Origin of the sequence: Pulveribacter sp., from assembly GCF_032079985.1 — a bacterium.
In the GTDB taxonomy this organism is placed as follows: Bacteria; Pseudomonadota; Gammaproteobacteria; order Burkholderiales; family Burkholderiaceae_C; genus Melaminivora.
Window position 1 is genome coordinate 130,780 of the sequence record NZ_DAMATK010000002.1, and the last position, 20,188, is coordinate 150,967.

Consider the following 20,188-nt stretch of genomic DNA (forward strand, 5'->3'; position numbering starts at 1 on the left):
CCCGCGCGGCGCGTTCCGGCGCGGGCCGGCGCACCAGCCATACCGCCGGCAGGGCCGGAACGTGGCGGCGCGCCGTTCCGTCCAATGGATGAGCGCCTGGCTCGGACGCCAGATTTCCCGACGCCCGTCGCAGGCCTCGTCACCCACGAAGGAGATCGTCATGTCGTCGTTTCTGCAAATCACCCGTCCTCAGGAGGCCCGCCGCCTCTTCCTCGGCCAGTCCGGCCTGCTGCTGTCGGGGGCGGCCGTTGCGCTGCTGGCCGGCCGCGACGCGCTGGCAGCCAAGACCGGCGACGGCAAGGCCCAGGACACGCAGATCCTGAACACCGCCCTGGGCGCCGAGCTGGAGGCCATCGCCGCCTACCAGCTGGGCGCGGAGAGCAAGCTGCTGCAGCCGCCGGTGCTGGACCTGGCCGTGACCTTCCAGGGTCACCACAAGGCGCATGCCGATCTGCTGGCAAAGACGATCGAGAAATTGGGCGGCAAGCCAGTCGTTGCCAAGTCTGCGTATAACTTTCCGGCTGACCAATTGAAGTCCCAGGAAGATGTGCTGCGCTTTGCGGCGCGGCTGGAGCAGGGCGCCGTCAGCGCCTATCTTGGCGCCGTCCCCCTGTTTGGCAACCGGGACCTGTCCAAGGCGGCGGCCAGCATCCTGGGCGACGAGGCCATGCACTGGGCGGTGCTGCGCCAGGCGGTGGGCGATGCGCCCGTCCCCGTGGCCTTCGTGTCATGACTGCCCGGCGGTGGTTGCTGCTGGGCGTGCTGCCGCTTGCCGTGGCAGCGCAGGCAGCGCCAGACACACGCGCGGGCGAGCAGGTCTACGCCCGCTGCGTGGCCTGCCATGCCCTGGCCTACGACCGCGTGGGGCCGCGCCATTGCGGCCTGCTGGGACGGCGGGCGGGCTCGGTGCCCGGCTTTGCCTACTCAAACGCCATGAAGAACTCCGGCCTCACCTGGGACGAAAAGACGCTGGACCGCTTCCTGGCCGGGCCCATGAAGGTGGTTCCAGGCACGACCATGACCTACGACGGAGTCCCGGACGCCAAGGAACGCAGTGACCTGATCGCCTACCTCAGGCAGGCCAACGGTTCGCCAGAGTGCCGCAAGGCCGGCGCGCCAGCGCGCTGACCGCCGGCGGGCCGGTGGTGCGCGCCCGTCGCCCGTCGCCCAGCGGACACGTCTGGGGGGCGCTGGCTTTCATAATTTCCCGCATGACCACCTCCCTGCGCACCACCCTCGACTTTCAGCTGCACGACTGGCTGCACGCCGAAACGCTCACCGCGCGTGAGCGCTTCGCCGACCACTCGCGCGAGACCTTCGACGCCGTGCTGGACACCTGCGAGCGCATCGCGCGCGAGAAGTACGCACCCTTCAACCGCACGGTGGACACGCAGGAGCCTCATTTCGACGGCGAGAAGGTCATCCTGCCGCAGTGCACCCACGACGCGCGCCAGGCCTATGCCGACAGCGGCATGCTCGGCGCCGCGCAGGACTACGCGCTGGGCGGCATGCAGCTGCCCTACGTGGTGGAGTCGGCGGCCAACAGCTTCTTTGCCTGCGCGTCCATCAGCATCGGCTCCAACCTGCTGACTACGGGCAACGCCAACGCCATCCTGGTGCACGGCACGCCGCTGCAGCAGCAGGTGTTTGCCGCCAACGAATTCAACGGCCGCTGGGCCGGCACCATGTGCCTGTCCGAGCCGCAGGCAGGCTCGTCGCTGTCGGACATCGCCACGCGCGCCGAACCCGACGGCAACGACCACATGGCCGACCCGCTGGGCCCGCGCTACCGCCTGCGCGGCAACAAGATGTGGATCAGCAGCGGCGACCATGAGCTGACCGAGAACATCGTCCACCTGGTGCTGGCCAAGATCCCGGGGCCGGACGGCAAGCTGGTGCCGGGCGTGAAGGGCATCTCGCTGTTCATCTGCCCGAAGCATCTGGTGGACACCGAGGGCCGGCTGACCGGCGAGCGCAACGACGTGGCCCTGGCCGGGCTGAACCACAAGCTGGGCTGGCGCGGCACGACCAACACGCTGCTGAACTTCGGCGAGGGCAAGTACCCGGTGCGCGGCGGCGCGGGCGCCATCGGCTACCTGGTGGGCCAGCCGGGCGAGGGCCTGAAGTGCATGTTCCACATGATGAACGAGGCGCGCATCTCCATCGGCATGGCCGCCACCATGCTGGGCCTGGCCGGCTACTACGCCAGCCTGGACTACGCGAAGACGCGCCTGCAGGGCCGCCCCGTCGGCAGCGGCGGCAAGGACGCGAGCGCCCCCCAGGTGCGCCTTATCGAGCATGCCGACATCAAGCGCATGCTGCTGGCGCAAAAGAGCTGGTGCGAGGGCGCGCTGGCGCTGAACCTGTACTGCGCGCACCTGGTGGACGAAGGCCGCACGGGCGAGGGGCAGACGGCGGCCGACGCCCGGCTGCTGCTGGAAGTGCTGACGCCCATCGCCAAGAGCTGGCCCAGCGAGAACTGCCTGGAGGCCAACAGCCTGGCCATCCAGATCCATGGCGGCTATGGCTACACGCGCGACTTCCCCGTAGAGCAGTACTGGCGCGACAACCGGCTGAACATGATCCACGAGGGCACGCACGGCATCCAGGCCGCCGACCTGCTGGGCCGCAAGGTGGTGATGCAGGGCGGCGCGGGACTGCAGCTGCTGGCGCGCACCGTCGGCGCCACGATAGGAAAGGCGCGGCAGGTGCCCGCGCTGGCGCCCTACGCGCAGCAGCTCGATCAGGCGCTGCAGGACGTGGCCGACGCCACCCGGGCGGCCTGGGCCACCGGCAACCCTGGCGAGGCGCTGGCCAACGCCGTGCCCTACATGCAGGCCCTCGGCCACGTGGTCCTGGCCTGGATGTGGCTGGACATGGCCCATGCCGTGCTGGCCCGGGACGCTTCTCTTTCGATAGCTGCCAACGCAGGCAGAATGGGCGCCTGCCGCTATTTCTTCCATTACGAACTGCCGCGCATCGGTGCCTGGCTGCAGGTGGTGCGCGAGCGCGACGCCACCTGCGCCGCCCTGGCCGAAGACGCCTTCTGACCGGCCGCCTGGCCACAATGCCGGCATGTCTGGCACCAAGACCCTGCTCATCGTCTACCACTCGCTGACCGGCGGCACGGCCCAGATGGCCGAGGCTGCGCGCTCAGGCGCGGACGGTGAGCCGGCGGTGCAGGCGCGGCTGCTGCACGCCGCGCAGGCCGGCCCCGAGGACGTGCTGGCCGCCGACGGCTACCTGTTCGCCACGCCCGAGAACCTGGCCGCCGTCAGTGGCCAGCTCAAGGATTTCTTCGACCGCTGCTACTACCCGGCACTGGAGCGCATCAACGGCCGGCCTTACGCCAGTCTGGTCTGCGCCGGCAGCGACGGGCAGAACGCCGCGCGGCAGATCGCGCGCATCGCCACCGGCTGGCGCCTGAAGGCCGTGGCCGATCCGCTCATCGTCTGCACCCATGCGCAGACGCCCGAGGCCATCCTGGCGCCCAAGCGCATCGGCGCGGGCGACCTGGAGCGCTGCCGCGCGCTGGGCGAAGCCCTGGCCGCGGGGCTGGCGCTGGGCGTGTTCTGACCGCACTGGCTCAGGCCGGCGCGCGCATCACCCGGGCGTAATGCACTGGTGACAGCCGCGCGGCGAGCACGCAGGCCGCCAGCACGGCGCCCAGCTGCGCCAGCCAGCCGGCGGCAAAGCCGCCCGTGGCCTGGTGCAGCCGGGCCACCACCCAGGGCGCCAGGGCCGCCAGGATGAAGCCGCCGCCCTGCATCAGCGCGTTCAGCGCGCCGGCCTGCGCCGGGTCGGGCAGGTGGTCCAGCGCCACCACCATGATCAGCGCGAAGCAGCCGCCCAGGCCCGCGCCCAGCACGATGGCCGTGGCCTGCGGCGCCGCCAGCGGCCACCAGGCCAGCAGGGCGAAGCCGATGGCCTGGCAGGCCAGGGCGCACCACAGCCAGCCCCGGCGGTCCGGCCGGGACGCGGCCAGCGCCGGCAGCGACAGCGCCGCCGCGGCCTGCGCCACCGACAGCACGGCCACCAGCAGGCCGCTGCGCGCGGCACTCCAGCCCAGCGACTGGTAGTGCGGCGCCAGCCAGGCCACCATGGAGGCATAGCCGCCGTTGACCAGCCCGAAGCAGAGCATCAGCAGCCAGGTGCGCGGGCGGCGCATCAGCCAGCCCGTGTCGTCGTGCGCCGGGGCCGTGGCGGCGGGCGCCCGGGGCGCGGGCGGCGCACGCAGCGTGTGCCAGGCCAGCGCCAGGGCCGGCAGCACGGGCGCGGCCCACAGGGCCAGCGCCGCCTGCCAGCCCAGGCCCCACTGCAGCGCCAGGGGCGACAGCTGCGCGCCCAGCGCCCCGCCGCCCATCAGCGAGGCGGAGTACACGCCCATCATCTGCGCCACGCCGCCCGGCGAGCGGCGCTTGATCAGCCCCGGCAGCACGCCCTGCACCAGGGCCACGCCGGCGCCGCACAGGGCCGAGCTGGCCAGCAGCACGCCCGCGTCGGTCCCGCCCAGGCGTGCCAGGCAGCCCAGGGCGATGAGGGCCAGCGCGCCAGCCACGCAAGCGCGCGCGCCCAGGCGGCGCAGCGCGGCGGGTGCGGCCCAGGTGCCGGCGCCCATCAGCGCCATGGGCAGCAGCGTGAGCCAGGACAGCGCGGCCAGGTCCATGCCCGTGCCGGCCTGGATGGCCTGTCCCAGCGGGCCGATGGCAGTGAGGAAGGGGCGCAGGTTCAGCGTGACCAGCACCACCGTGGCCAGCCACAGCAGGGCGGCCGTGCGCGGCGCTTCAGGCGCCACGGCCTGCGGGCCAGGGCGCCTCGCCGTACAGCTGCGCGGGAGTGACGCCGGTGTCCAGCCGCGCGATCGGCAGCGGGGGTGGCTGCAGCGGCAGGCGCAGGCGCTGGTAGGCGCCTTCGCTGGACAGGCCGTAGGGCGCGGCATCGTCGTTGCCGAAGGCGTAGACCACCCGCTCGGCGCCGGCCATCACCAGCGCCGCCAGGCACATGGGGCAGGGGTGGCCGCTGGCGTACATGGTGCAGCCGGCCAGGCTGGGCCGGGACAGGGCGCGCGTGCCGGCGCGCAGTGCCTGCATCTCGGCGTGGGTGCTGGGGTCGTGGCTGTGCACGATTTCGTTGACGCCGGTGGCGATCACCTCGCCATCGCGCGCCAGCACCGCGCCAAACGGCCGTCCGCCGCGCTGGCGGTTGTCGTGGGCCAGCTGCACGGCCTGGCGCAGCAGGGCGGTATCGGTGGGCATGGGTTTCTCCTGAAAGCGGCGCCGCCGCGGCGCGCGCTGCGGCGGCAGGGGGCCCCGGCGCGCTGCGCGGTGCTACGTTTTCAGTAGCTGCCAGCGCTTGCGGGACGGGCGTTTTCCGCCATTTTCGCTTGAAACCCGCTGGCCCGCCCGGCTAGCGGCGGAACTGCCCGCTGGCGTCAATGATGGACAGGTCCACGAACGACAGCCCGGTGCGGTCGCCCGGGCCGTAGCCCACTTCCAGCCCGCCCAGGTCGTAGTGGCTCATGCCCGACAGCGCAGCCACGATTTTCTCGCGCGTGGGCTTGGGGCCGGCGCGGCGCAGGCCCTCCACCAGCACCTTGGCCGAGGCAAAGCCCTCCATCACCGAAGGCGACAGCGTGGCGCCGCCGGCCTTGGCCAGGGCGGCGGCCTCGCGGTTGATGGCGTAGCTCATGGCGCGTTCGCTGGGAAAGACCTGCGTCACGATCACGCCGCGCACCGCATCGCCCAGCTGCTTGGTGAAGCCCGACGAGGCATTGTTGGACACGGTGATGACCTGCATGGACGAGCCTTCCTTGCGCAGCGCCTTCACGCCGCCGCTCACCGCCACGCTGGAGCCGATCCAGATGACGGCCTGCGCGTCGGCCTTGACCAGCTGCGGCACGATGGCCGCGAAGTCCGGCTTGGCGCGGTCGGCGGGGATCACCGCCACGGGCTTGAGCCCGGTCTTGGCAAAGCCCTTCTGGGCGCCGGCCAGGCAGTCCTCGCCGAAGCTGTCGTCCACGTGCACCACGGCGATGCGCTGCACGCCCAGCGTGTGCAGGTGCTCCACGGCCTTTTCGGTCTCGGCCTGGTAGCTGGAGCGCACGTTGAACACCAGGGGGTTGGGTGGCTGGTGGAACACCATGGCGCCCGTGGAGGGTGCGATCAGCGCGACGTTGTGCTTGGCCAGGTGGGGCAGGATGGCCTCGGTGTGCGGCGTGGCGCGGCTCATGAACAGGGCCAGCACGTTGTCCTGCTCGATCAGGCGGCGCGCGTTCTCGCCGGCCAGCGGGGGCTCGAACTTGTCGTCCAGCGTCAGCAGCCTGATCTGTTCGCCATGCACGCCGCCTTTGGCGTTGACGTGATCCAGGTACAGCCGCACACCCACCAGCGTCTCTCCCACGCTGGCGGCCACCGGGCCAGTCACCGAGGTCGTCTGGCCGATCAGCAGTTCGGCCTGGGCGGCGGGCAGGGCAGCAAGCATGGCGGCGGCGGTGGCGGCGCCCAGCAGTCGGCGAATGGTCATCAGGTTGGTGTCTCCTTGCGCGTTGTCAGGGCCATCCAGGGGGGGCGGAGGCAGGTGCTCAAGTGTAGTCACCAACGTTGCAATTGCATGCATTCACGCCTGGCCTGCGCCGCAGAGGGCGCAGGTACAGCGCAATCGCGCACGCGACAGCGCGGCGCGCGCGGCGCCATACACAATAGCCGCCGCAGGGCCGGGCGACAGCAGGCGGCCCTTTGCCTTTCACTGTCACAACATCCATCGGAGACCACATGGCGCGCACGGTGCAACAACTCTTTGACCTCTCGGGCAAGACCGCCCTGGTGACCGGCGGCTCGCGCGGCCTGGGCCTGCAGATGGCGCATGCCCTGGGCGAAGCCGGCGCGCGTGTGCTGCTGACCTCGCGCAAGGCCCAGGACCTCGAGGAGGCCGCCGCCGAACTGAAGGCCGCCGGCATCGACGCGCAGTGGATCGCCGCCGACTGCGCGCGCGAGGACGACATCCAGCGCCTGGCCGCAGAAGCCCTCCAGCAGCTGGGACAGGTGGACATCCTGATCAACAACGCCGGCGCCAGCTGGGGCGCGCCGGCCGAGGAACACCCCACCGCCGCCTGGGACAAGGTCATGAACCTGAACGTGCGCGGCTACTTCCTGCTGTCGCAGGCGATTGCCCGCGCCAACATGATCCCGCGCAAGGGCGGGCGCATCATCAACGTGGCGTCCATCGCCGGGCTGGGCGGCAACCCCATCGAGATGAAGACCATCGCCTACAACACCTCCAAGGGCGCGGTACTGAACTTCACCCGCGCGCTGGCGGCCGAGTGGGGCGTGCATGGCATCAACGTGAACGCCATCTGCCCGGGCTTCTTCAAGACCAAGATGGCCAGCGTGCTGATCGAGACCATGGGCGAGGAGCGCATGGCCGGCCACGCGCCGCTGCGCCGTCTGGGCGACGACGAAGACCTGAAGGGCATTACGCTGCTGTACGCCAGCGATGCCGGCAAGCACATCACCGGCCAGTGGATGGCGGTGGACGGCGGCGTCAGCGCCCTGGTCGGCTGACAGGCGCAGCAGGAGCCGCGAACGTGCTGGACTTCGGCCCCGAGGTGCCCTTCGTGACGGAGCTGGGCTTCACCCTGCACCACATGGAAGGCGGCGCCTCCGAGCTGCGCTACGAGCCGCGCGCGCAGCATCTCAACTCGTTCGGCGTGGTGCATGGCGGCGCCTCCATGACGCTGCTGGACGTGGCCATGGCTGTGGCCGCGCGCAGCCTCCAGCCGGACATGGGCGTGGTCACCATCGAAATGAAGACCAGCTTCATGCAGCCCGCACGCGGCGCCCTGGTGGCGCGCGGGCGGCTGCTGCACCGCACCCGCACCATGGCCTTCGTCGAAGGCACGGTGCAGGACGCCGAGGGCCGGGTGTGCAGCCATGCCACGGGCACCTTCCGCTACCTGCGCCGCCCGGATGCCGCCGCCCCCATCCCCACGGACTGACCGCCGGGTTTTCAATGAAATCGGGCTCCAGCGCTTGACTGGCAAGCGCTGGAAGCTATCAAAACCATAGCAAGCAACCCTCTGCGAGGGGAAAGGACCGCCATGCCACGCAATCAGCAAATGCTGCTCGACAGCCGCCCCCAGGGCGAGGCCACGGCCGCCAACTTCAAGCTCGTCACCACCGACACGCCGCCGCTGCAGGACGGCCAGGTGCTGGTGCGCCACCACTACCTGAGTCTGGACCCGTACATGCGCGGGCGCATGAACGACAGCAAGAGCTACGCTGCCAGCCAGGGGCTGGGCGAAGTGATGATCGGCGGCACCGTGGGCGAGGTGGCCGAGAGCCGCCACCCCGGCTTTGCGCCCGGCGACAAGGTGGTCGGCATGGGCGGCTGGCAGGAATGGAGCGTGGTCGACGCCGGCCAGCCCGGCGCGCTGCGCAAGGTGGACACCACGCACGTGCCGCTGTCGTACTACCTGGGCGCCGTGGGCATGCCCGGCGTGACGGCCTGGTACGGCCTGGTGAAGATCATCAACCCCAAGGCGGGCGAAACCCTGGTGGTGAGCGCCGCCACCGGCGCCGTGGGCAGCGCCTTCGTGGCCCTGGCCAAGGCGCGCGGCTGCCGCGTGGTGGGCATTGCCGGCGGCCCGGACAAGTGCCGCTACGCCACCGAGGAGCTGGGTTTCGACGCGTGCATCGACCACCGCCAGCATCCGGACCTGAAATCCATGTCCGCCGCGCTGAAGGCCGCCTGCCCGAACGGCATCGACGGCTACTTCGAGAACGTTGGCGGCCACATCCTGGACGCCGTGCTGCTGCGCTCCAACGCGTTTGCCCGCGTGGCCGTGTGCGGAATGATCGCCGGCTACGACGGCCAGCCGCTGCCGCTGCAAAACCCGGCGCTCATCCTCATCAACCGCATGCGCGTGGAGGGCTTCATCGTCAGCGAGCACATGGAGGTGTGGGGCGAGGCGCTCAAGGAGCTGGGCGGCCTGGTCGCCGCCGGCAAGCTGCGCCCGCGCGAGACCGTGGCCGAGGGCCTGGCCGCCGCGCCCGAGGCCTTCCTGGGCATGCTCAAGGGCAAGAACTTCGGCAAGCAGCTCGTCAAGCTGGTCTGATGGCCACCGCCGGACCCTGGCACTGGACCTGGGCGCGCCTGGACGACCTGCCCGCGCGGGCGCTGCACGAGGCGCTGGCGCTGCGCTGCCGGGTGTTCGTGGTGGAGCAGCGCTGCCCCTACCAGGACGTGGACGAGGCCGACACCCGCGCCTGGCACCTGCTGGGCCGCGCCGCACCCGGCGCGCCGCTGCGGGCCACGCTGCGCGTGGTCGACCCCGGCGTGCATGGGGCCGAGCCCGCCATCGGCCGCGTCGTCATCGCGCCCGAGGCGCGCGGCGCGGGCGCGGGCCAGGTCCTGATGCGCGAGGGCATGGCGCGCTGCCGGGCCGCGTGGCCGGGGCAGGCCATCCGCCTCAGCGCCCAGGCGCACCTGCAGGGCTTCTACGGCGCGCTGGGCTTTCAGACCGTCTCGCCGCAGTACGTGGAGGACGGCATTCCCCACGTCGACATGCTGTGCGCCCCGATAACACGACAGGAGACAAAATGATCGAGGACTTTCAAGGCAAGACCGCGGTGCTGACCGGCGCGGGCTCGGGCTTCGGCCTGGAATGCGCGCGCATCGGCGCGCAGCGCGGCATGCGCCTGGTGCTGGTGGACGTGCAGCAGGACGCGCTGGACGCCGCCGCTGCCGAGGTGCGCGCCGCCGGCTGCGAGGTGCTGGCGCGGCGCGTGGACGTGTCCGACGCGGCGCAGATGGAGCAGCTGGCGCGCGACGTGCACGAGCGCTTCGGCGCGCCGCACCTGGTCTTCAACAACGCCGGCGTGGGCTCGGGCGGGCTGGTGTGGGAAAACACCGTGGCCGACTGGCAATGGGTGCTGGGCGTGAACCTGTGGGGCGTGATCCACGGCGTGCGCCTGTTCACCCCCATGATGCTGGCAGCCGCCAAGAGCGACCCCGCCTGGCGCGGCCACATCGTCAACACCGCCAGCATGGCCGGCCTGCTGAACCCGCCCAACATGGGCGTGTACAACGTCAGCAAGCACGCCGTCGTCTCCTTGAGCGAGACGCTGTTCCACGACCTCTCGCTGGTCACGGACCAATTGGGCGCCAGCGTGCTGTGCCCGTACTTCGTGCCCACCGGCATCACGATGAGCGAGCGCAACCGGCCCCAGGGCATGGCGGACGAGCAGCTCACGCCCAGCCAGCGCATCAACGCCGCCATGATCGGCAAGGCGGTGGCCAGCGGCAAGGTCAGCGCGCAGGAGGTGGCGCAGAAGGTCTTCGACGCCGTGGCCGCCGGGCAGTTCTACATCTACAGCCACCCCCAGGCCCTGGGCAACGTACAAAGCCGCATGGAGGACATCGTGCACGCCCGCAACCCGGCCGATCCCTTCGCCGAGCGCCCGCAGGTGGGCGAGCAGCTGCGGGCGGCGCTGCGCGGCGGCTGAAAGGACAGGCCCGGGGCGCTTATCCTTGGCGGCTTCGCCCGTCATCGATTGATTGAAAGCTCGCCCCATGTCCATCCAGTGGTTTCCCGGTCACATGAACCTGACGCGCAAGGCGATCGCCGAGCGCATCAAGGACATCGATGTGGTGATCGAACTGCTGGACGCGCGCCTGCCCGCCTCCAGCGCCAATCCGCTGCTGGCCGAGCTGACCGGCCACCGGCCCACGCTGAAGGTGCTGAACAAGCAGGACGCGGCCGACCCGGCGCGCACGCCGGCCTGGCTGGACTGGTTCAACGCCCGCAAGGACACGCGCGCCATCGCGCTGGACGCCTCCGACACCGCGCCAGCGCGGCGGCTCATCGACGGCTGCCGCCAGCTGGCGCCCACGCGCCGCGGCATGGCGCGGCCCATGCGGGTGCTGATCGTGGGCGTGCCCAACGTGGGCAAGTCCACCCTGATCAACACCCTGTCGGCCAAGCGCGAGGCCAAGACCGGCGACGAGGCCGGCGTCACCCGCCAGGAGCAGCGCATCGTGCTGGACGACGACTTCTACCTGTGGGACACGCCCGGCATGCTGTGGCCGCGCATCACCGTGGTCGAGAGCGGCGAACGCCTGGCCGCCAGCGGCGCCGTGGGCCGCAACGCCTATGACGAGGAAGAGGTGGCCATGGCGCTGCTGGGCTACCTCAAGCACCACTACGCCGCGCTGCTGGACGCGCGCTACAAGCTGGGGCTGGAGGCCGGCGCCATCGCCGCGCTGCACGACGACGAGCTGCTCGAGCGCATCGCCCGCAAGCGCGGCGCCGTGATGAGCGGCGGACGGCTGAACCTGCAAAAAGCCGCCGAGATCGTGCTGACCGACCTGCGCAGCGGCGCCATCGGCCGCGTGACACTGGAGACGCCGCAGGAGTACGCCGCCTGGCAGGCCGCTGCCGACGAGCGTGAGAAGGAGCGCGCCGCGCGCAAGGCCGAGCAGAAGAAGCGCGACGAGCGCCGGGCGCGCAACACCTAGGCGCCGGCCGCCTTTGCTACTGTTTCAGTAGCTGCCAGCGCTTGTCCAGCAAGGACTGGAGGCCAAAAACACTCATGATGTGCCGCGGCGCCGGCCGGTGCCGCCCCAGCGCTGCGCGTCCTCGCCGGGGATGTGCAGCGGGTTGTCCGCCGGCTCGGCCAGCGGTGCCAGCAGGGCGTGCAGGTCGGCCTCGCTGAACTTGACCGCGCCGGCGCCGTCGTGGCCCAGCACGCCCTGGGCCAGTGCCGCCTTGCGCGCCTGCAGTTCCAGCATGCGCTCCTCGATGCTGCCTTGCACCACCAGCTGGTAGACGAACACCGGCAGGTGCTGCCCGATGCGGTGAGCGCGGGCCGTGGCCTGCTCCTGCACGGCCGGGTTCCACCAGGGGTCGAGGTGGATGACGGTGTCGGCGGCGGTCAGGTTCAGGCCCGTGCCGCCCGCCTTCAGGCTGACCAGCAGCACCGGCGCCTGCAGCGTCTGGAAACGCTCAACCACCGCGCCGCGCTCGCGCGGCGGCGTGCGGCCCGTCAGACTGAGGTAGGGCAGGGCCAGCGCGTCCAGCTGCTCCTGCACCAGCGCCAGCAGGGCGGCGAACTGCGAGAAAACCAGCACCCGCCGGCCCTCGGCCACCAGGGGCGGCAGGGCGCCCGCCAGCCATTCGAGCTTGGCGCGCTCGGTGCCCGGGTGCACGGCGGTGCCCTTGAGCAGGCGCGGGTCGCAGCACACCTGGCGCAGCTTGAGCAGCGCGTCCAGCACCGCCACCTGGGCGCCGGCGAAGCCCTGGCGCTCCAGCACGCGGCGCACCTCCTTGTCGGCCGCCGTGCGCACGGCCTCGTACAGCTGGCGCTGGCGGCCCTGCAGCTGCACGCGCTGGAGGACCTCGGTGCGCGGCGGCAGCTCGGCGGCCACGTCCTGCTTGCGCCGGCGCAGGATGAAGGGGCGCACGCGCCGGGCCAGCAGCTGGGCGCGCAGGGTTTCGCCGTTCTCCTCGATGGGCTTGCGCCAGCGGGCGTTGAAGCTGCGCGCGTCGCCCAGAAAGCCCGGCATCAGAAAGTCGAACTGCGCCCACAGCTCGCCCAGGTGGTTTTCCAGCGGCGTGCCGGTCAGGCACAGCAGATGCCGCGCGTTCAGCCGGCGCAGCGCGCGGGCGGCGCGGCTGCCGGCGTTTTTCACCATCTGCGCCTCGTCCAGGATCAGCAGGTGCCAGGGCCGGGCGGCCAGTGCCTCCACGTCGCGCCTCAGCAGCGGGTAGGTGGTCAGCACCAGGTCGTGCGCGGCGATGTGTGCGTGGGCCTGCGCCCGGCCCGGCCCGTGCAGGGCCAGCACGCGCAGGCCGGGCGCCATGCGCGCGGCCTCGGCCTGCCAGTTGAACAACAGCGAGGTGGGCAGCACCACCAGGGCCGGCTGCACCAGACGGGCGGCCTCCTTTTCGAGCAGCACGTGGGCCAGCGCCTGCGCCGTCTTGCCCAGGCCCATGTCGTCGGCCAGGATGCCGCCCAGCTGCTGCGCGCGCAGGTATTGCAGCCAGGCCAGGCCTTCGAGCTGGTAGGGCCGCAGCCGCACCGCCAGGCCCCGGGGCGCGGCCACGGGCTGCGGCGTGCCGATGGCGCGCAGGCGCTGGGCCAGCAGCGCCAGGCCGGCGTCGCCCTGCAGCTGCCAGGCGTTGTGCTCGCCCACGCGCCCGGCCTGGATGAGTGCGGCGCGCAGGGCCTCGATGCGGCGCGCCTCCCAGGCGCCCAGGCGCAGCGGGTCACCGTCCTGGCGCTGGTTGCGGGCCGGGTCGGTGAGCAGATCCACCATGGCGGCCACGATGGCCTTGAGCGGCGCGGCCGGCGCCTCGATGCGTCGCCCGCCCGGAGCGCGCAGCGTGATGACGGCCGCGTCGTCGATGGCGGCCAGCTGCCGGGCGTCGAGCCAGCGCGCGTCGCGGCGCAGCAGGTCGGCCAGCAGGGGGGCCAGGTCCAGCGTCTCGCCGTCGATCTCCACGCCCAGGCTGAGCAGCCAGGCGCCCTCGCGCGCGGGCAGGTGCAGCTTTTGCACTGGGCGCTGGCGCGCCGGCAGCGGGCCGTCGACCTCGCGCGCCGGCGAGGGCTCGGCGCTGCCGGGCGACAGCACCAGCTTCCAGCGCTGCACGGGCACGCTCTGGTGCGCGAAGCCGGGGTGGACGGCAACGGCCCAGCCCGCGGCGCGCAGCCGCGGCACCTGCTCGGCCCAGAAGTCGCCGAAGTGCGCCTCCTGCGCCAGCGTCCACACGGGGCCCAGCGTGGCGCCGGCGTCGGGGTGGCGCCACTGCAGCTTGCGCGGGTCCACGGGGATCAGGCCCAGCGACCACACGCGGTCCATGGCGTCGGCCTCGGCCGCCAGGTCGCGCGCCAGGCGCAGCACCGGGCCGCCGGTGTCGTACAGCGCCTGCATCGGCTCGGGCCGCGCGCCCAGCACGGAGGTGGGCGCGGCGCATTCCCACTGCGCGCCGCTGCCCGTGCGGTAGGTCCAGTCGATGCGCGCCAGCGTCACGCCCGCGCCGCGCGGCCCCAGCCGGCCGTGGGGCGCCAGGCCCAGCAGGCCCTCGCCCCGGCCCAGCGTCATCAAGCTGAGGCGGGGGCGGAAGCGGCCAGGGACGGCGTCATCGGGCTCAGGCATGGCTGGTCAGCGGGGCACGACCGGCTCGCAGCGCACCTCGGTCTTCACCGAGTTGGCGATGAAGCATTCCTCGTGCGCCCGGTGGTGCATGGCGTGCAGCTGCTCGGGCGTGGGCGGGGGCGCGTCGGCGCCAAAGTGCACCTCGGGCCGCAGCGTGACCCGCTTCATGGCCATGCGGCCCTGCGCGTCGTGCGCCATCACGCCCTCGGCGGCGTCGCGGTAGCGGTCCACGCAAAAGCCTTGGCCCGCAGCGATGGCCAGGAACCACAACATGTGGCAGCTGGACAGCGAGGCGACGAAGGCCTCCTCCGGGTCCACCGCCGCGGTGTCCGACCACGGCGCGGGCACCACGTGCGGGGACGAGGAGCCGGGCAGCTCGGCGCCGCCGTCAAAGCGCAGCAGGTGGCGGCGGCTGTAGCGGTTTTTCAGAAAGTCCGCGGGCGATGCGCTGCGCTCCCAAAGCGTTTCGGCGTGGTAGGTGGCCATGGTGCGTGTCCTTCTAGTGAAAAAGGCCTCCAGCCCTTGTGTGGCAAGCGCTGGAAGCTATCAAAAAATGAGCTACCAGGCCAGCGGCGCGTCGGCGTCGGCCCAGAACAGGATGCGCCGCGCCTCGGCGTAGCGCGAGGTGCCGTACTGGTGCGGGTCCGGTCCGCTGGAACGGCGCAGCAGCGCCAGCGCCCCGCCCGCCGTGCCCACGGCCAGGCTGTCGCCGGGACCGGCCGCCAGGCACAGCACGGCGCCGCCGCCCACATGGTGCTGCCACAGCACGCTGCCATTGCCGGCCAGGCCGCGCAGGTTGCCCTGGGCGTCGCCGTGCACGGCGGTGCCGTGGACGCTGGCGTGCGGGGCGGCGTCCGCGGGCAGGGCCTCGTTGGCCGGGGCGATGCGCAGGCCGTCGGCGCTGATGTGCCAGCAGCGCTGCGTCCAGGCCAGCAGCGTGCCGTCGTCCTGCCAGCGCAGAGCGCGCACGGCCGGGCCCGTGGCGCGGCCCGCATAGGCGCGGGAGGCGAAGGCGAACCGGTGGTGAAAGCGCCGGGACAGGTCCGCGTCCGCCTGGCCGTGCACGGCGCGCGCCAGCTGCAGCACGGCGGCGGCATGCAAGCCGCGCGGGTCGGCCAGGGGCGGCGGGCCGCCTTCAGGCTGCGCGGCCCACAGCTGGCGCACCACGGTGGCGTGGGCGCGGCCGGCGGCCTGCCAGTCGTGCGACAGGACCATGAGGGCCGGGCCGAAGACCTCGGCATCGCTCTCGTGCGCGGCGAAGGGCGGCGTGCGCGGCAGGGCGGGCGGGCCGTCTGCCGACTCGGGCGGGTCCTGCAGCTCGGCGGCGGCGAACAGGCGCAGCAGGCGGTTCATGTGTTCCACGGCGTCGCCCGGCAGGGGCTGCAGGGCGTCGTCGGGGCGCTGGCGGTAGCGCAGGCGCAGGCCGGGCGGGTGGGCGGTGCCGCCATGCTCGGCCGGCTCGATCTGGTAGCTGGCCAGGCAGTCGGCATCCTCGCCGTCGGGGGCTGTGCGCCAGTCCAGCCGCAGGGCGCGGGGGTCGCGCGGGTGCGGCTGGATGCGCTGCGCCCAGGCCTGGCCCTCCCCGCCCTGCAGGGGCTGGCCGGCGAACACGGGCAGCAGCGTGAGCGCCTCCAGCCGCTCGGGCGTCAGCGTGGCGTGCAGCAGCGCGCGCAGCGGCCGGCCGGCGCGGCGCTGGCCTTCGGCCAGGCGCCAGTAGCGCAGCACGCCCTGCCAGCCCTCCAGGCAGGCCTGCCGCGCCTCGGACGGGGCCGCGTCATCCAGCGCCAGCCAGGAGCCGCCGGGGCGGCGGAAACGGCATTCCAGCGGACTGTCATCGGCGGGCGCGGCGGCCGGCGCTTCCCGGCCGCGCAGGCGCGCCCAGGCGCGTGCCAGCGGGGTGGCCGGCGGCGGTGCCTCGGGCAGGGCGAGCCAGAAGTCCCACTGTCGCCACACCGTGATGAACAGCGCGTCGCGGTAGCTGTCCTGGTCTTCGTCGACGTGGCTGCGCGTGAGCAGAAAGTCCGTTTGTCCGAACCAGCCGGCGGCCTTGTGCCGGCCCCGCTCTGGCAGACCGGCGTGCAGCAGCTGGCGCAGGTGAGGGGCGCTCATGGCGCCGCCGGGGCACAGCGCAGGGTCTTGCGGCAGCAGGAGGTCGGGAACGGCGGCAGGCATGCTGCGGCGCATGGTAGCGCCGCGCGGCTTCAGGTTTTCAGGGCGATCAGGCCTTCGCGCACGTAGCGCTCGAACTCGTCGCGCGGCAGCGCGGCCAGGCCGGCGGCGCCGTTGCTCTCCTGCCAGCTCAGCGTGACGCTGTCGGCGGCGTACCGCAACTCCACAGGGCCCTTGCGGATGGTGATGGGCATGCCGTCGCCTTCGCGGTAGGTGACATGGCCCTGGATGGTGGCGTGGCGGGGGTTAGGGGTGGTGTCGTGTTGGGTCATGGGTCTGAGGAAGAAGGGGAAGAAGCGGCCCCGCCCGGCCGCGCGGATGAGCCGCTGGCGGACGCTGCGGCGTTGGTCTGGGCGCGGCCAAGGGCATGGGCGCCGGGGTGGGGTTCGGCGTCGGGCGCCAGGGTCTGGTGCGCCAGCGGGATGGCCCATAGCACGACCAGGCCGAGCAGACCGCTGAGCAGCGCCATGCCCTCCTGGCCCAGCCCGGCGGCGGTGCCGATGGCGGCGGTGAACCAGATGCCGGCGGCGGTGGTCAGGCCCTTGACGGTGTCCGGGTCCTCGCGCTTGAGGATGGTGCCGGCGCCCAGGAAACCCACGCCCGCCGTCACGCCCTGGATCACCCGGCTGTTGTCGGCCGGGTCGATGCCGGCCTGTTCGGCGCCCAGCACGAACAGCGCCGCGCCCATGGACACCAGCATGTGCGTGCGCAGCCCGGCGGCCTTGCCGGCGCGCTCGCGCTCCCAGCCCAGCAGGCCGCCCAGCGCGGCGGCGATGCCCAGGCGCAGCACGACGCGTGTCACCAGCTCCGGGTCGGTGGTGCTGGCCAGTTCGTGGCTGGCAGTGGCCAGTGCTTCGTCCCACCAGCCGCTCATGGCCGTGCGCCGGCCGGGGCCGGGAAAGACGGGGAACCCTGGGGGTACGGAAAGGGGCGGCGGTGCATGTGGCGCAGTGTCGCCACGCCAGGGCGGCGCGCCAGCGGCGCAGGCCGGTTGTCCGGGTAGGACGCGGCGCACGCTCGCTGGCGCCGGGCGGTTTTCAAGGAAAAACGCCTCCAGCCCTTGCTGAGCAAGCGCGAGCAGCTATGCTTTTTGATGCTCTGGCGCCAACGGCTGCCAGGGCAGAGGCCACACCCGCTGCTGCCAGTCGCGCAGGCAGGGCGGTATGTCAGCGTGGGGTGGCGTTTCGGCTTCGGCTTCGGCAGCGGCGGGCGGCCAGCGCAGGCCGCTGTGCAGCGCCAGCGGCCGCCCGTCGGCCGGGTGCGGCAGCTCCAGCTGCCAGGCGTGCAGCCACAGGCGCTGCAGGCCCAGGCGCGCTGCCCACCAGCGGTTCAGCGGCCCCTTGCCGTGCGTGGCGTCGCCCAGGATGGGGTGGGCGATGTGCTTGAGGTGGCGGCGGATCTGGTGGCGCCGGCCGGTGGCCGGCTCGGCCAAAACCAGCGAGGCGCGGGTGGCGGCAAAGCGCGGGTCGCTGGCCTCGGGCAACTCCAGCCGGGCCAGGCAGCGCAGATGGGTGAGGGCGGGCTGCACGGGCGCGTCGGGCGGCGCGTCGTCCGGGCGCAGCGGGTGGTCGACCTGCGCCTGCCCGGGCGCCCAGCCGCGCACCAGGGCCAGGTAGCGCTTGCGCACGGCCTGGGCGGCGAAGGCCTCGGACAGGGTGCGGGCGGCCTGCGGAGTGAGCGCCATGACCAGCACGCCGCAGGTGCCCTTGTCCAGCCGGTGCACGGGGTAGACGTGCCGGCCCAGCTGGTCGCGCAGGGTTTGCAGCACGAAGCGGGTCTCGCCCGCATCCAGCCCGGTGCGGTGCACCAGCCAGCCGGCTGGCTTGTAGACGGCGACCAGGTGCTCGTCGCGCCACAGCAGCGCCAGGCTCAAGCGCGGGGCTCCGGTGCCAACTGGATGGTGCCCAGGCCTGAGTCCTGCGGCTCGGCGCGCGGCGCCAGCCAGTACAGCCACAGGCCGCGCAGCCAGGCTGCCAGGTAGATGATGGACACGGCGAAGATGCCCCACTGCTCGGCATGCCAGGAGGCATAGAACCAAAATGGCTGGCCCGCCAGCCCGAACAGGCAGGCCCAGCGGCGCGACTGCAGCCCGCGTGCCTGCGACAGCCAGGCGGCGGAGGCGCCCAGCAGGGCGATGGCGATCTGGTCGATTCCCATGGCGTCTTCTCCCTCAAGCCCCGTGGCCGATGGTGGTGGTGGTCGTGTCGGTGCTGGATGATAACTGGATGTTTATCCAGTTTTTGCGGCCGCCGCGACCATGGGCGGCATTCCTACAGGGCCAGGGCATGGGCGATGGCGCGGCGCGGCGCCGGCCCGCCCTACGGTGTGCCGCTGGGCCGATGGCCTCGCCCCGGGCGCGGTGCACGGGGCGCAGCTTGCAAAGGAAAACCGCCATGAATACTTCCGACCTGCGCGAATCGGTGCGCGACGTCATCGCATACGACGACGCCCGCGAAAGCGCCCCGTTCGAGCACGCCTGCACCCTGATCACCGGCCTGGGGCTGATCGCCTGTGCGCTGCTCACGCCTTCGCGCGGCCGCGCCGTGATACACGCCATGGCGGGCGGCGCGCTGCTGGTGCGCGCGGCCAGCGGACGCGACGGGCTACGCAAATGGGCGCGCGAGCCGCAGGCCCAGCCGCGCAGCCGCATCGTGGTGGCGCCCTGAGGCGCTGCGGCGCGCGCCCGCCTGCCGGCCGGCTGAAAGGGGTGCATGGGTGGCCTCCCGGGCCGCCTCTCTCTGGTAGGCGGCCGTATTTTTTGATGGTGGGAGCGGCGCCCGGAGGGCAGACGCCGCGTCCCCCGATCATCCAAGCGCGTCCCCCTCGCCCCTGTAGGAGCGCGGCCCGTCGCGCTGTGCTGCGCCGGCTGCCCCGCCGCCCTGCCGCACAATCGGCGTACATGACGACAACGACGATCTCCCGGCGCGCCACCGTGCTGCCGCTGTCCCTGCTGGCAGCGCCTTCCCCCCACGATCCCAACCCCCTGGTGCTGTACCACGGCCGCTGCGCCGACGGCTTTGCGGCGGCCCTGGCGGCCTGGCGCTTTTATGGCGGCCGGGTGGAATGCGTGGGCCTGACGCACGGCCAGGCCGCTGGCGTGCAGGACCTGCCGCCGCTGGCCGGGCGAGCGGTCTACGTGCTGGACTTCGCCTTCGGCCCCGAGCTGATGGCCGCCATCGACGCGCAGGCCGAGCGCCTGGTGCTGCTGGATCACCACAAGAGCGCGGCCGAGCAGCTGGCGGGCTTCGAATGCCGCTGCGGCGCGCTGCATTTCGACATGCACAAGTCCGGCGCGCGGCTGGCGTGGGAGTTCTTCTACCCCGATGCTCCGCTGCCTGATCTGGTGCGCTTTGTGGAAGACCGTGACCTGTGGGCCTGGCAATTCGCCGAGACGGCCGGCTTCGTCGCTGCGCTGGACATGGAGCCCTTCGACTTCGAGCGATGGAGCGAGATCGCCGACTTCGCGCCCGCCGAGACGGCCGCCTTCGTCGCCCGCGGCCAGGCCATGGACGAGAAATTCCGCCACCTGGCGCAGGATGTGGCCGGCGGCGCCCAGTCTCTGGTCTTCAATGGCGAGCAGGGCCTGATGGTGAATGCGCCCGGCGCCTTCCACAGCCTGGTGGGCGAGTTGCTGTCGCGCCAGAGCGGCACCTTCGCGCTGATGTGGGCCGTGGGCAAGGACGGGCAGGTCAAGGTCGGCCTGCGCTCGCAGCGCGGCTATGACTGCTCGCCGCTGGCCGTCAGCATGGGCGGTGGCGGCCACGCCCAGGCCTGCGGCTTTCGCCTGCCCGCCGAGCGCCTGCCCGAGCTGCTGGCCGGCAACCTGCAGGCGCAGCAGCAATAATATTAACCAAATCGGCCTCCA

Annotated in this window: 22 protein-coding genes; 12 read left to right on the forward strand and 10 right to left on the reverse strand. The window is 72.4% G+C overall.

The genetic code is table 11. The annotated features are described in order from the left end of the window. Nucleotides 1-160 precede the first annotated feature (160 nt). From RT282_RS06890 to RT282_RS06905, 4 genes are all read left to right on the forward strand, one after another. Nucleotides 161-733, forward strand: coding sequence for a ferritin-like domain-containing protein (locus RT282_RS06890; RefSeq protein WP_313312840.1), 573 nt, complete (start codon nucleotides 161-163; stop codon nucleotides 731-733). Continuing rightward, entirely contained in the window at nucleotides 730-1,128 is a 399-nt protein-coding gene (locus tag RT282_RS06895) for a c-type cytochrome (RefSeq protein WP_313312841.1), read from the forward strand. The genes RT282_RS06890 and RT282_RS06895 overlap by 4 nt, the downstream gene beginning before the upstream one ends. Nucleotides 1,129-1,211: 83 nt before the next feature. Then, nucleotides 1,212-3,050, forward strand: coding sequence for an acyl-CoA dehydrogenase (locus tag RT282_RS06900; RefSeq protein ID WP_313312842.1), 1,839 nt, complete (start codon nucleotides 1,212-1,214; stop codon nucleotides 3,048-3,050). A gap of 25 nt (nucleotides 3,051-3,075) precedes the next feature. Next, entirely contained in the window at nucleotides 3,076-3,576 is a 501-nt protein-coding gene (locus tag RT282_RS06905) for an NAD(P)H-dependent oxidoreductase (RefSeq protein WP_313312846.1), read from the forward strand. Nucleotides 3,577-3,586: 10 nt separating this feature from the next. Here RT282_RS06905 and RT282_RS06910 read toward each other — a convergent pair whose 3' ends face one another. The 3 genes from RT282_RS06910 to RT282_RS06920 form a co-directional block, all read right to left on the reverse strand. Then, nucleotides 3,587-4,795, reverse strand: a complete 1,209-nt coding sequence (locus tag RT282_RS06910) for an MFS transporter (RefSeq protein ID WP_313312848.1) — start codon at nucleotides 4,793-4,795, stop codon at nucleotides 3,587-3,589. Beyond that, a complete protein-coding gene (locus RT282_RS06915; RefSeq protein ID WP_313312850.1) occupies nucleotides 4,785-5,255 on the reverse strand; it encodes a nucleoside deaminase in 471 nt (156 codons plus the stop codon). The genes RT282_RS06910 and RT282_RS06915 overlap by 11 nt, the downstream gene beginning before the upstream one ends. A gap of 151 nt (nucleotides 5,256-5,406) precedes the next feature. Beyond that, nucleotides 5,407-6,522 carry an ABC transporter substrate-binding protein gene (locus tag RT282_RS06920; RefSeq protein WP_312303309.1) on the reverse strand — a complete coding sequence of 372 codons (1,116 nt, stop codon included), beginning with the start codon at nucleotides 6,520-6,522 and terminating at the stop codon, nucleotides 5,407-5,409. Between the two features lie 248 nt (nucleotides 6,523-6,770). On the opposite strand from RT282_RS06920, the gene RT282_RS06925 reads away from it, so the two are divergent. The 6 genes from RT282_RS06925 to ylqF all read left to right on the forward strand — a co-directional run bounded on the left by RT282_RS06925 (nucleotide 6,771) and on the right by ylqF (nucleotide 11,514). Further along, nucleotides 6,771-7,559: an SDR family oxidoreductase gene (locus RT282_RS06925; protein WP_313312853.1), complete on the forward strand. Its 789-nt coding sequence runs from the start codon at nucleotides 6,771-6,773 to the stop codon at nucleotides 7,557-7,559. A gap of 23 nt (nucleotides 7,560-7,582) precedes the next feature. Further along, entirely contained in the window at nucleotides 7,583-7,993 is a 411-nt protein-coding gene (locus tag RT282_RS06930) for a PaaI family thioesterase (protein ID WP_313312855.1), read from the forward strand. Nucleotides 7,994-8,095: 102 nt separating this feature from the next. Further along, nucleotides 8,096-9,112: an NADP-dependent oxidoreductase gene (locus RT282_RS06935; RefSeq protein WP_312303316.1), complete on the forward strand. Its 1,017-nt coding sequence runs from the start codon at nucleotides 8,096-8,098 to the stop codon at nucleotides 9,110-9,112. Then, complete coding sequence (locus tag RT282_RS06940; protein WP_313312857.1) at nucleotides 9,112-9,600, forward strand: GNAT family N-acetyltransferase; 489 nt, start codon at nucleotides 9,112-9,114, stop codon at nucleotides 9,598-9,600. Before RT282_RS06935 ends, RT282_RS06940 begins: the two co-directional genes overlap by 1 nt. Continuing rightward, nucleotides 9,597-10,502, forward strand: a complete 906-nt coding sequence (locus tag RT282_RS06945) for an SDR family oxidoreductase (RefSeq protein ID WP_313312859.1) — start codon at nucleotides 9,597-9,599, stop codon at nucleotides 10,500-10,502. The genes RT282_RS06940 and RT282_RS06945 overlap by 4 nt, the downstream gene beginning before the upstream one ends. A gap of 67 nt (nucleotides 10,503-10,569) precedes the next feature. Further along, nucleotides 10,570-11,514, forward strand: a complete 945-nt coding sequence (gene ylqF / locus RT282_RS06950) for a ribosome biogenesis GTPase YlqF (RefSeq protein ID WP_313312860.1) — start codon at nucleotides 10,570-10,572, stop codon at nucleotides 11,512-11,514. 72 nt (nucleotides 11,515-11,586) lie between these two features. Here the strand turns inward: ylqF and RT282_RS06955 are convergent, their stop codons facing one another. The 7 genes from RT282_RS06955 to RT282_RS06985 all read right to left on the reverse strand — a co-directional run bounded on the left by RT282_RS06955 (nucleotide 11,587) and on the right by RT282_RS06985 (nucleotide 18,480). After that, on the reverse strand, nucleotides 11,587-14,154 hold the full coding sequence (locus RT282_RS06955; protein WP_313312861.1) for a DEAD/DEAH box helicase: 2,568 nt from the start codon (nucleotides 14,152-14,154) through the stop codon (nucleotides 11,587-11,589). A 6-nt stretch (nucleotides 14,155-14,160) separates the two neighbouring features. Further along, nucleotides 14,161-14,640 (reverse strand): OsmC family protein, encoded by a 480-nt coding sequence (locus RT282_RS06960; RefSeq protein WP_313312862.1) that lies wholly within the window; start codon nucleotides 14,638-14,640, stop codon nucleotides 14,161-14,163. A gap of 72 nt (nucleotides 14,641-14,712) precedes the next feature. After that, a complete protein-coding gene (locus RT282_RS06965; RefSeq protein WP_313312863.1) occupies nucleotides 14,713-16,326 on the reverse strand; it encodes a hypothetical protein in 1,614 nt (537 codons plus the stop codon). Nucleotides 16,327-16,355: 29 nt separating this feature from the next. Beyond that, entirely contained in the window at nucleotides 16,356-16,595 is a 240-nt protein-coding gene (locus tag RT282_RS06970; protein WP_313312865.1) for a hypothetical protein, read from the reverse strand. Beyond that, entirely contained in the window at nucleotides 16,592-17,197 is a 606-nt protein-coding gene (locus tag RT282_RS06975) for an MgtC/SapB family protein (RefSeq protein WP_312303333.1), read from the reverse strand. Before RT282_RS06975 ends, RT282_RS06970 begins: the two co-directional genes overlap by 4 nt. 207 nt (nucleotides 17,198-17,404) lie before the next feature. Further along, on the reverse strand, nucleotides 17,405-18,196 hold the full coding sequence (locus RT282_RS06980; protein ID WP_313312866.1) for a pseudouridine synthase: 792 nt from the start codon (nucleotides 18,194-18,196) through the stop codon (nucleotides 17,405-17,407). Beyond that, nucleotides 18,193-18,480, reverse strand: a complete 288-nt coding sequence (locus RT282_RS06985) for a hypothetical protein (protein ID WP_313312867.1) — start codon at nucleotides 18,478-18,480, stop codon at nucleotides 18,193-18,195. The genes RT282_RS06980 and RT282_RS06985 overlap by 4 nt, the downstream gene beginning before the upstream one ends. Before the next feature lie 236 nt (nucleotides 18,481-18,716). On the opposite strand from RT282_RS06985, the gene RT282_RS06990 reads away from it, so the two are divergent. Then, complete coding sequence (locus RT282_RS06990) at nucleotides 18,717-18,989, forward strand: hypothetical protein (RefSeq protein WP_312303337.1); 273 nt, start codon at nucleotides 18,717-18,719, stop codon at nucleotides 18,987-18,989. A gap of 233 nt (nucleotides 18,990-19,222) precedes the next feature. Continuing rightward, nucleotides 19,223-20,167 (forward strand): DHH family phosphoesterase, encoded by a 945-nt coding sequence (locus RT282_RS06995; protein ID WP_313312868.1) that lies wholly within the window; start codon nucleotides 19,223-19,225, stop codon nucleotides 20,165-20,167. The last annotated feature ends 21 nt before the right edge of the window (nucleotides 20,168-20,188 follow it).

What these genes read in the sequence shown, in the direction of transcription:
- RT282_RS06990 (WP_312303337.1), top strand. Translation starts at nt 18,717, where the DNA reads ATGAATACTTCCGACCTGCGCGAATCGGTGCGCGACGTCATCGCATAC.
- RT282_RS06995 (WP_313312868.1), top strand. Translation starts at nt 19,223, where the DNA reads ATGACGACAACGACGATCTCCCGGCGCGCCACCGTGCTGCCGCTGTCC.
- RT282_RS06960 (WP_313312862.1), bottom strand. Translation starts at nt 14,640, where the DNA reads ATGGCCACCTACCACGCCGAAACGCTTTGGGAGCGCAGCGCATCGCCC.
- RT282_RS06970 (WP_313312865.1), bottom strand. Translation starts at nt 16,595, where the DNA reads ATGACCCAACACGACACCACCCCTAACCCCCGCCACGCCACCATCCAG.
- RT282_RS06925 (WP_313312853.1), top strand. Translation starts at nt 6,771, where the DNA reads ATGGCGCGCACGGTGCAACAACTCTTTGACCTCTCGGGCAAGACCGCC.
- RT282_RS06935 (WP_312303316.1), top strand. Translation starts at nt 8,096, where the DNA reads ATGCCACGCAATCAGCAAATGCTGCTCGACAGCCGCCCCCAGGGCGAG.
- RT282_RS06915 (WP_313312850.1), bottom strand. Translation starts at nt 5,255, where the DNA reads ATGCCCACCGATACCGCCCTGCTGCGCCAGGCCGTGCAGCTGGCCCAC.
- RT282_RS06945 (WP_313312859.1), top strand. Translation starts at nt 9,597, where the DNA reads ATGATCGAGGACTTTCAAGGCAAGACCGCGGTGCTGACCGGCGCGGGC.
- RT282_RS06905 (WP_313312846.1), top strand. Translation starts at nt 3,076, where the DNA reads ATGTCTGGCACCAAGACCCTGCTCATCGTCTACCACTCGCTGACCGGC.
- RT282_RS06895 (WP_313312841.1), top strand. Translation starts at nt 730, where the DNA reads ATGACTGCCCGGCGGTGGTTGCTGCTGGGCGTGCTGCCGCTTGCCGTG.
- RT282_RS06985 (WP_313312867.1), bottom strand. Translation starts at nt 18,480, where the DNA reads ATGGGAATCGACCAGATCGCCATCGCCCTGCTGGGCGCCTCCGCCGCC.
- RT282_RS06890 (WP_313312840.1), top strand. Translation starts at nt 161, where the DNA reads ATGTCGTCGTTTCTGCAAATCACCCGTCCTCAGGAGGCCCGCCGCCTC.
- RT282_RS06965 (WP_313312863.1), bottom strand. Translation starts at nt 16,326, where the DNA reads ATGCCTGCCGCCGTTCCCGACCTCCTGCTGCCGCAAGACCCTGCGCTG.
- RT282_RS06920 (WP_312303309.1), bottom strand. Translation starts at nt 6,522, where the DNA reads ATGACCATTCGCCGACTGCTGGGCGCCGCCACCGCCGCCGCCATGCTT.
- RT282_RS06975 (WP_312303333.1), bottom strand. Translation starts at nt 17,197, where the DNA reads ATGAGCGGCTGGTGGGACGAAGCACTGGCCACTGCCAGCCACGAACTG.
- RT282_RS06955 (WP_313312861.1), bottom strand. Translation starts at nt 14,154, where the DNA reads ATGCCTGAGCCCGATGACGCCGTCCCTGGCCGCTTCCGCCCCCGCCTC.
- ylqF (WP_313312860.1), top strand. Translation starts at nt 10,570, where the DNA reads ATGTCCATCCAGTGGTTTCCCGGTCACATGAACCTGACGCGCAAGGCG.
- RT282_RS06900 (WP_313312842.1), top strand. Translation starts at nt 1,212, where the DNA reads ATGACCACCTCCCTGCGCACCACCCTCGACTTTCAGCTGCACGACTGG.
- RT282_RS06940 (WP_313312857.1), top strand. Translation starts at nt 9,112, where the DNA reads ATGGCCACCGCCGGACCCTGGCACTGGACCTGGGCGCGCCTGGACGAC.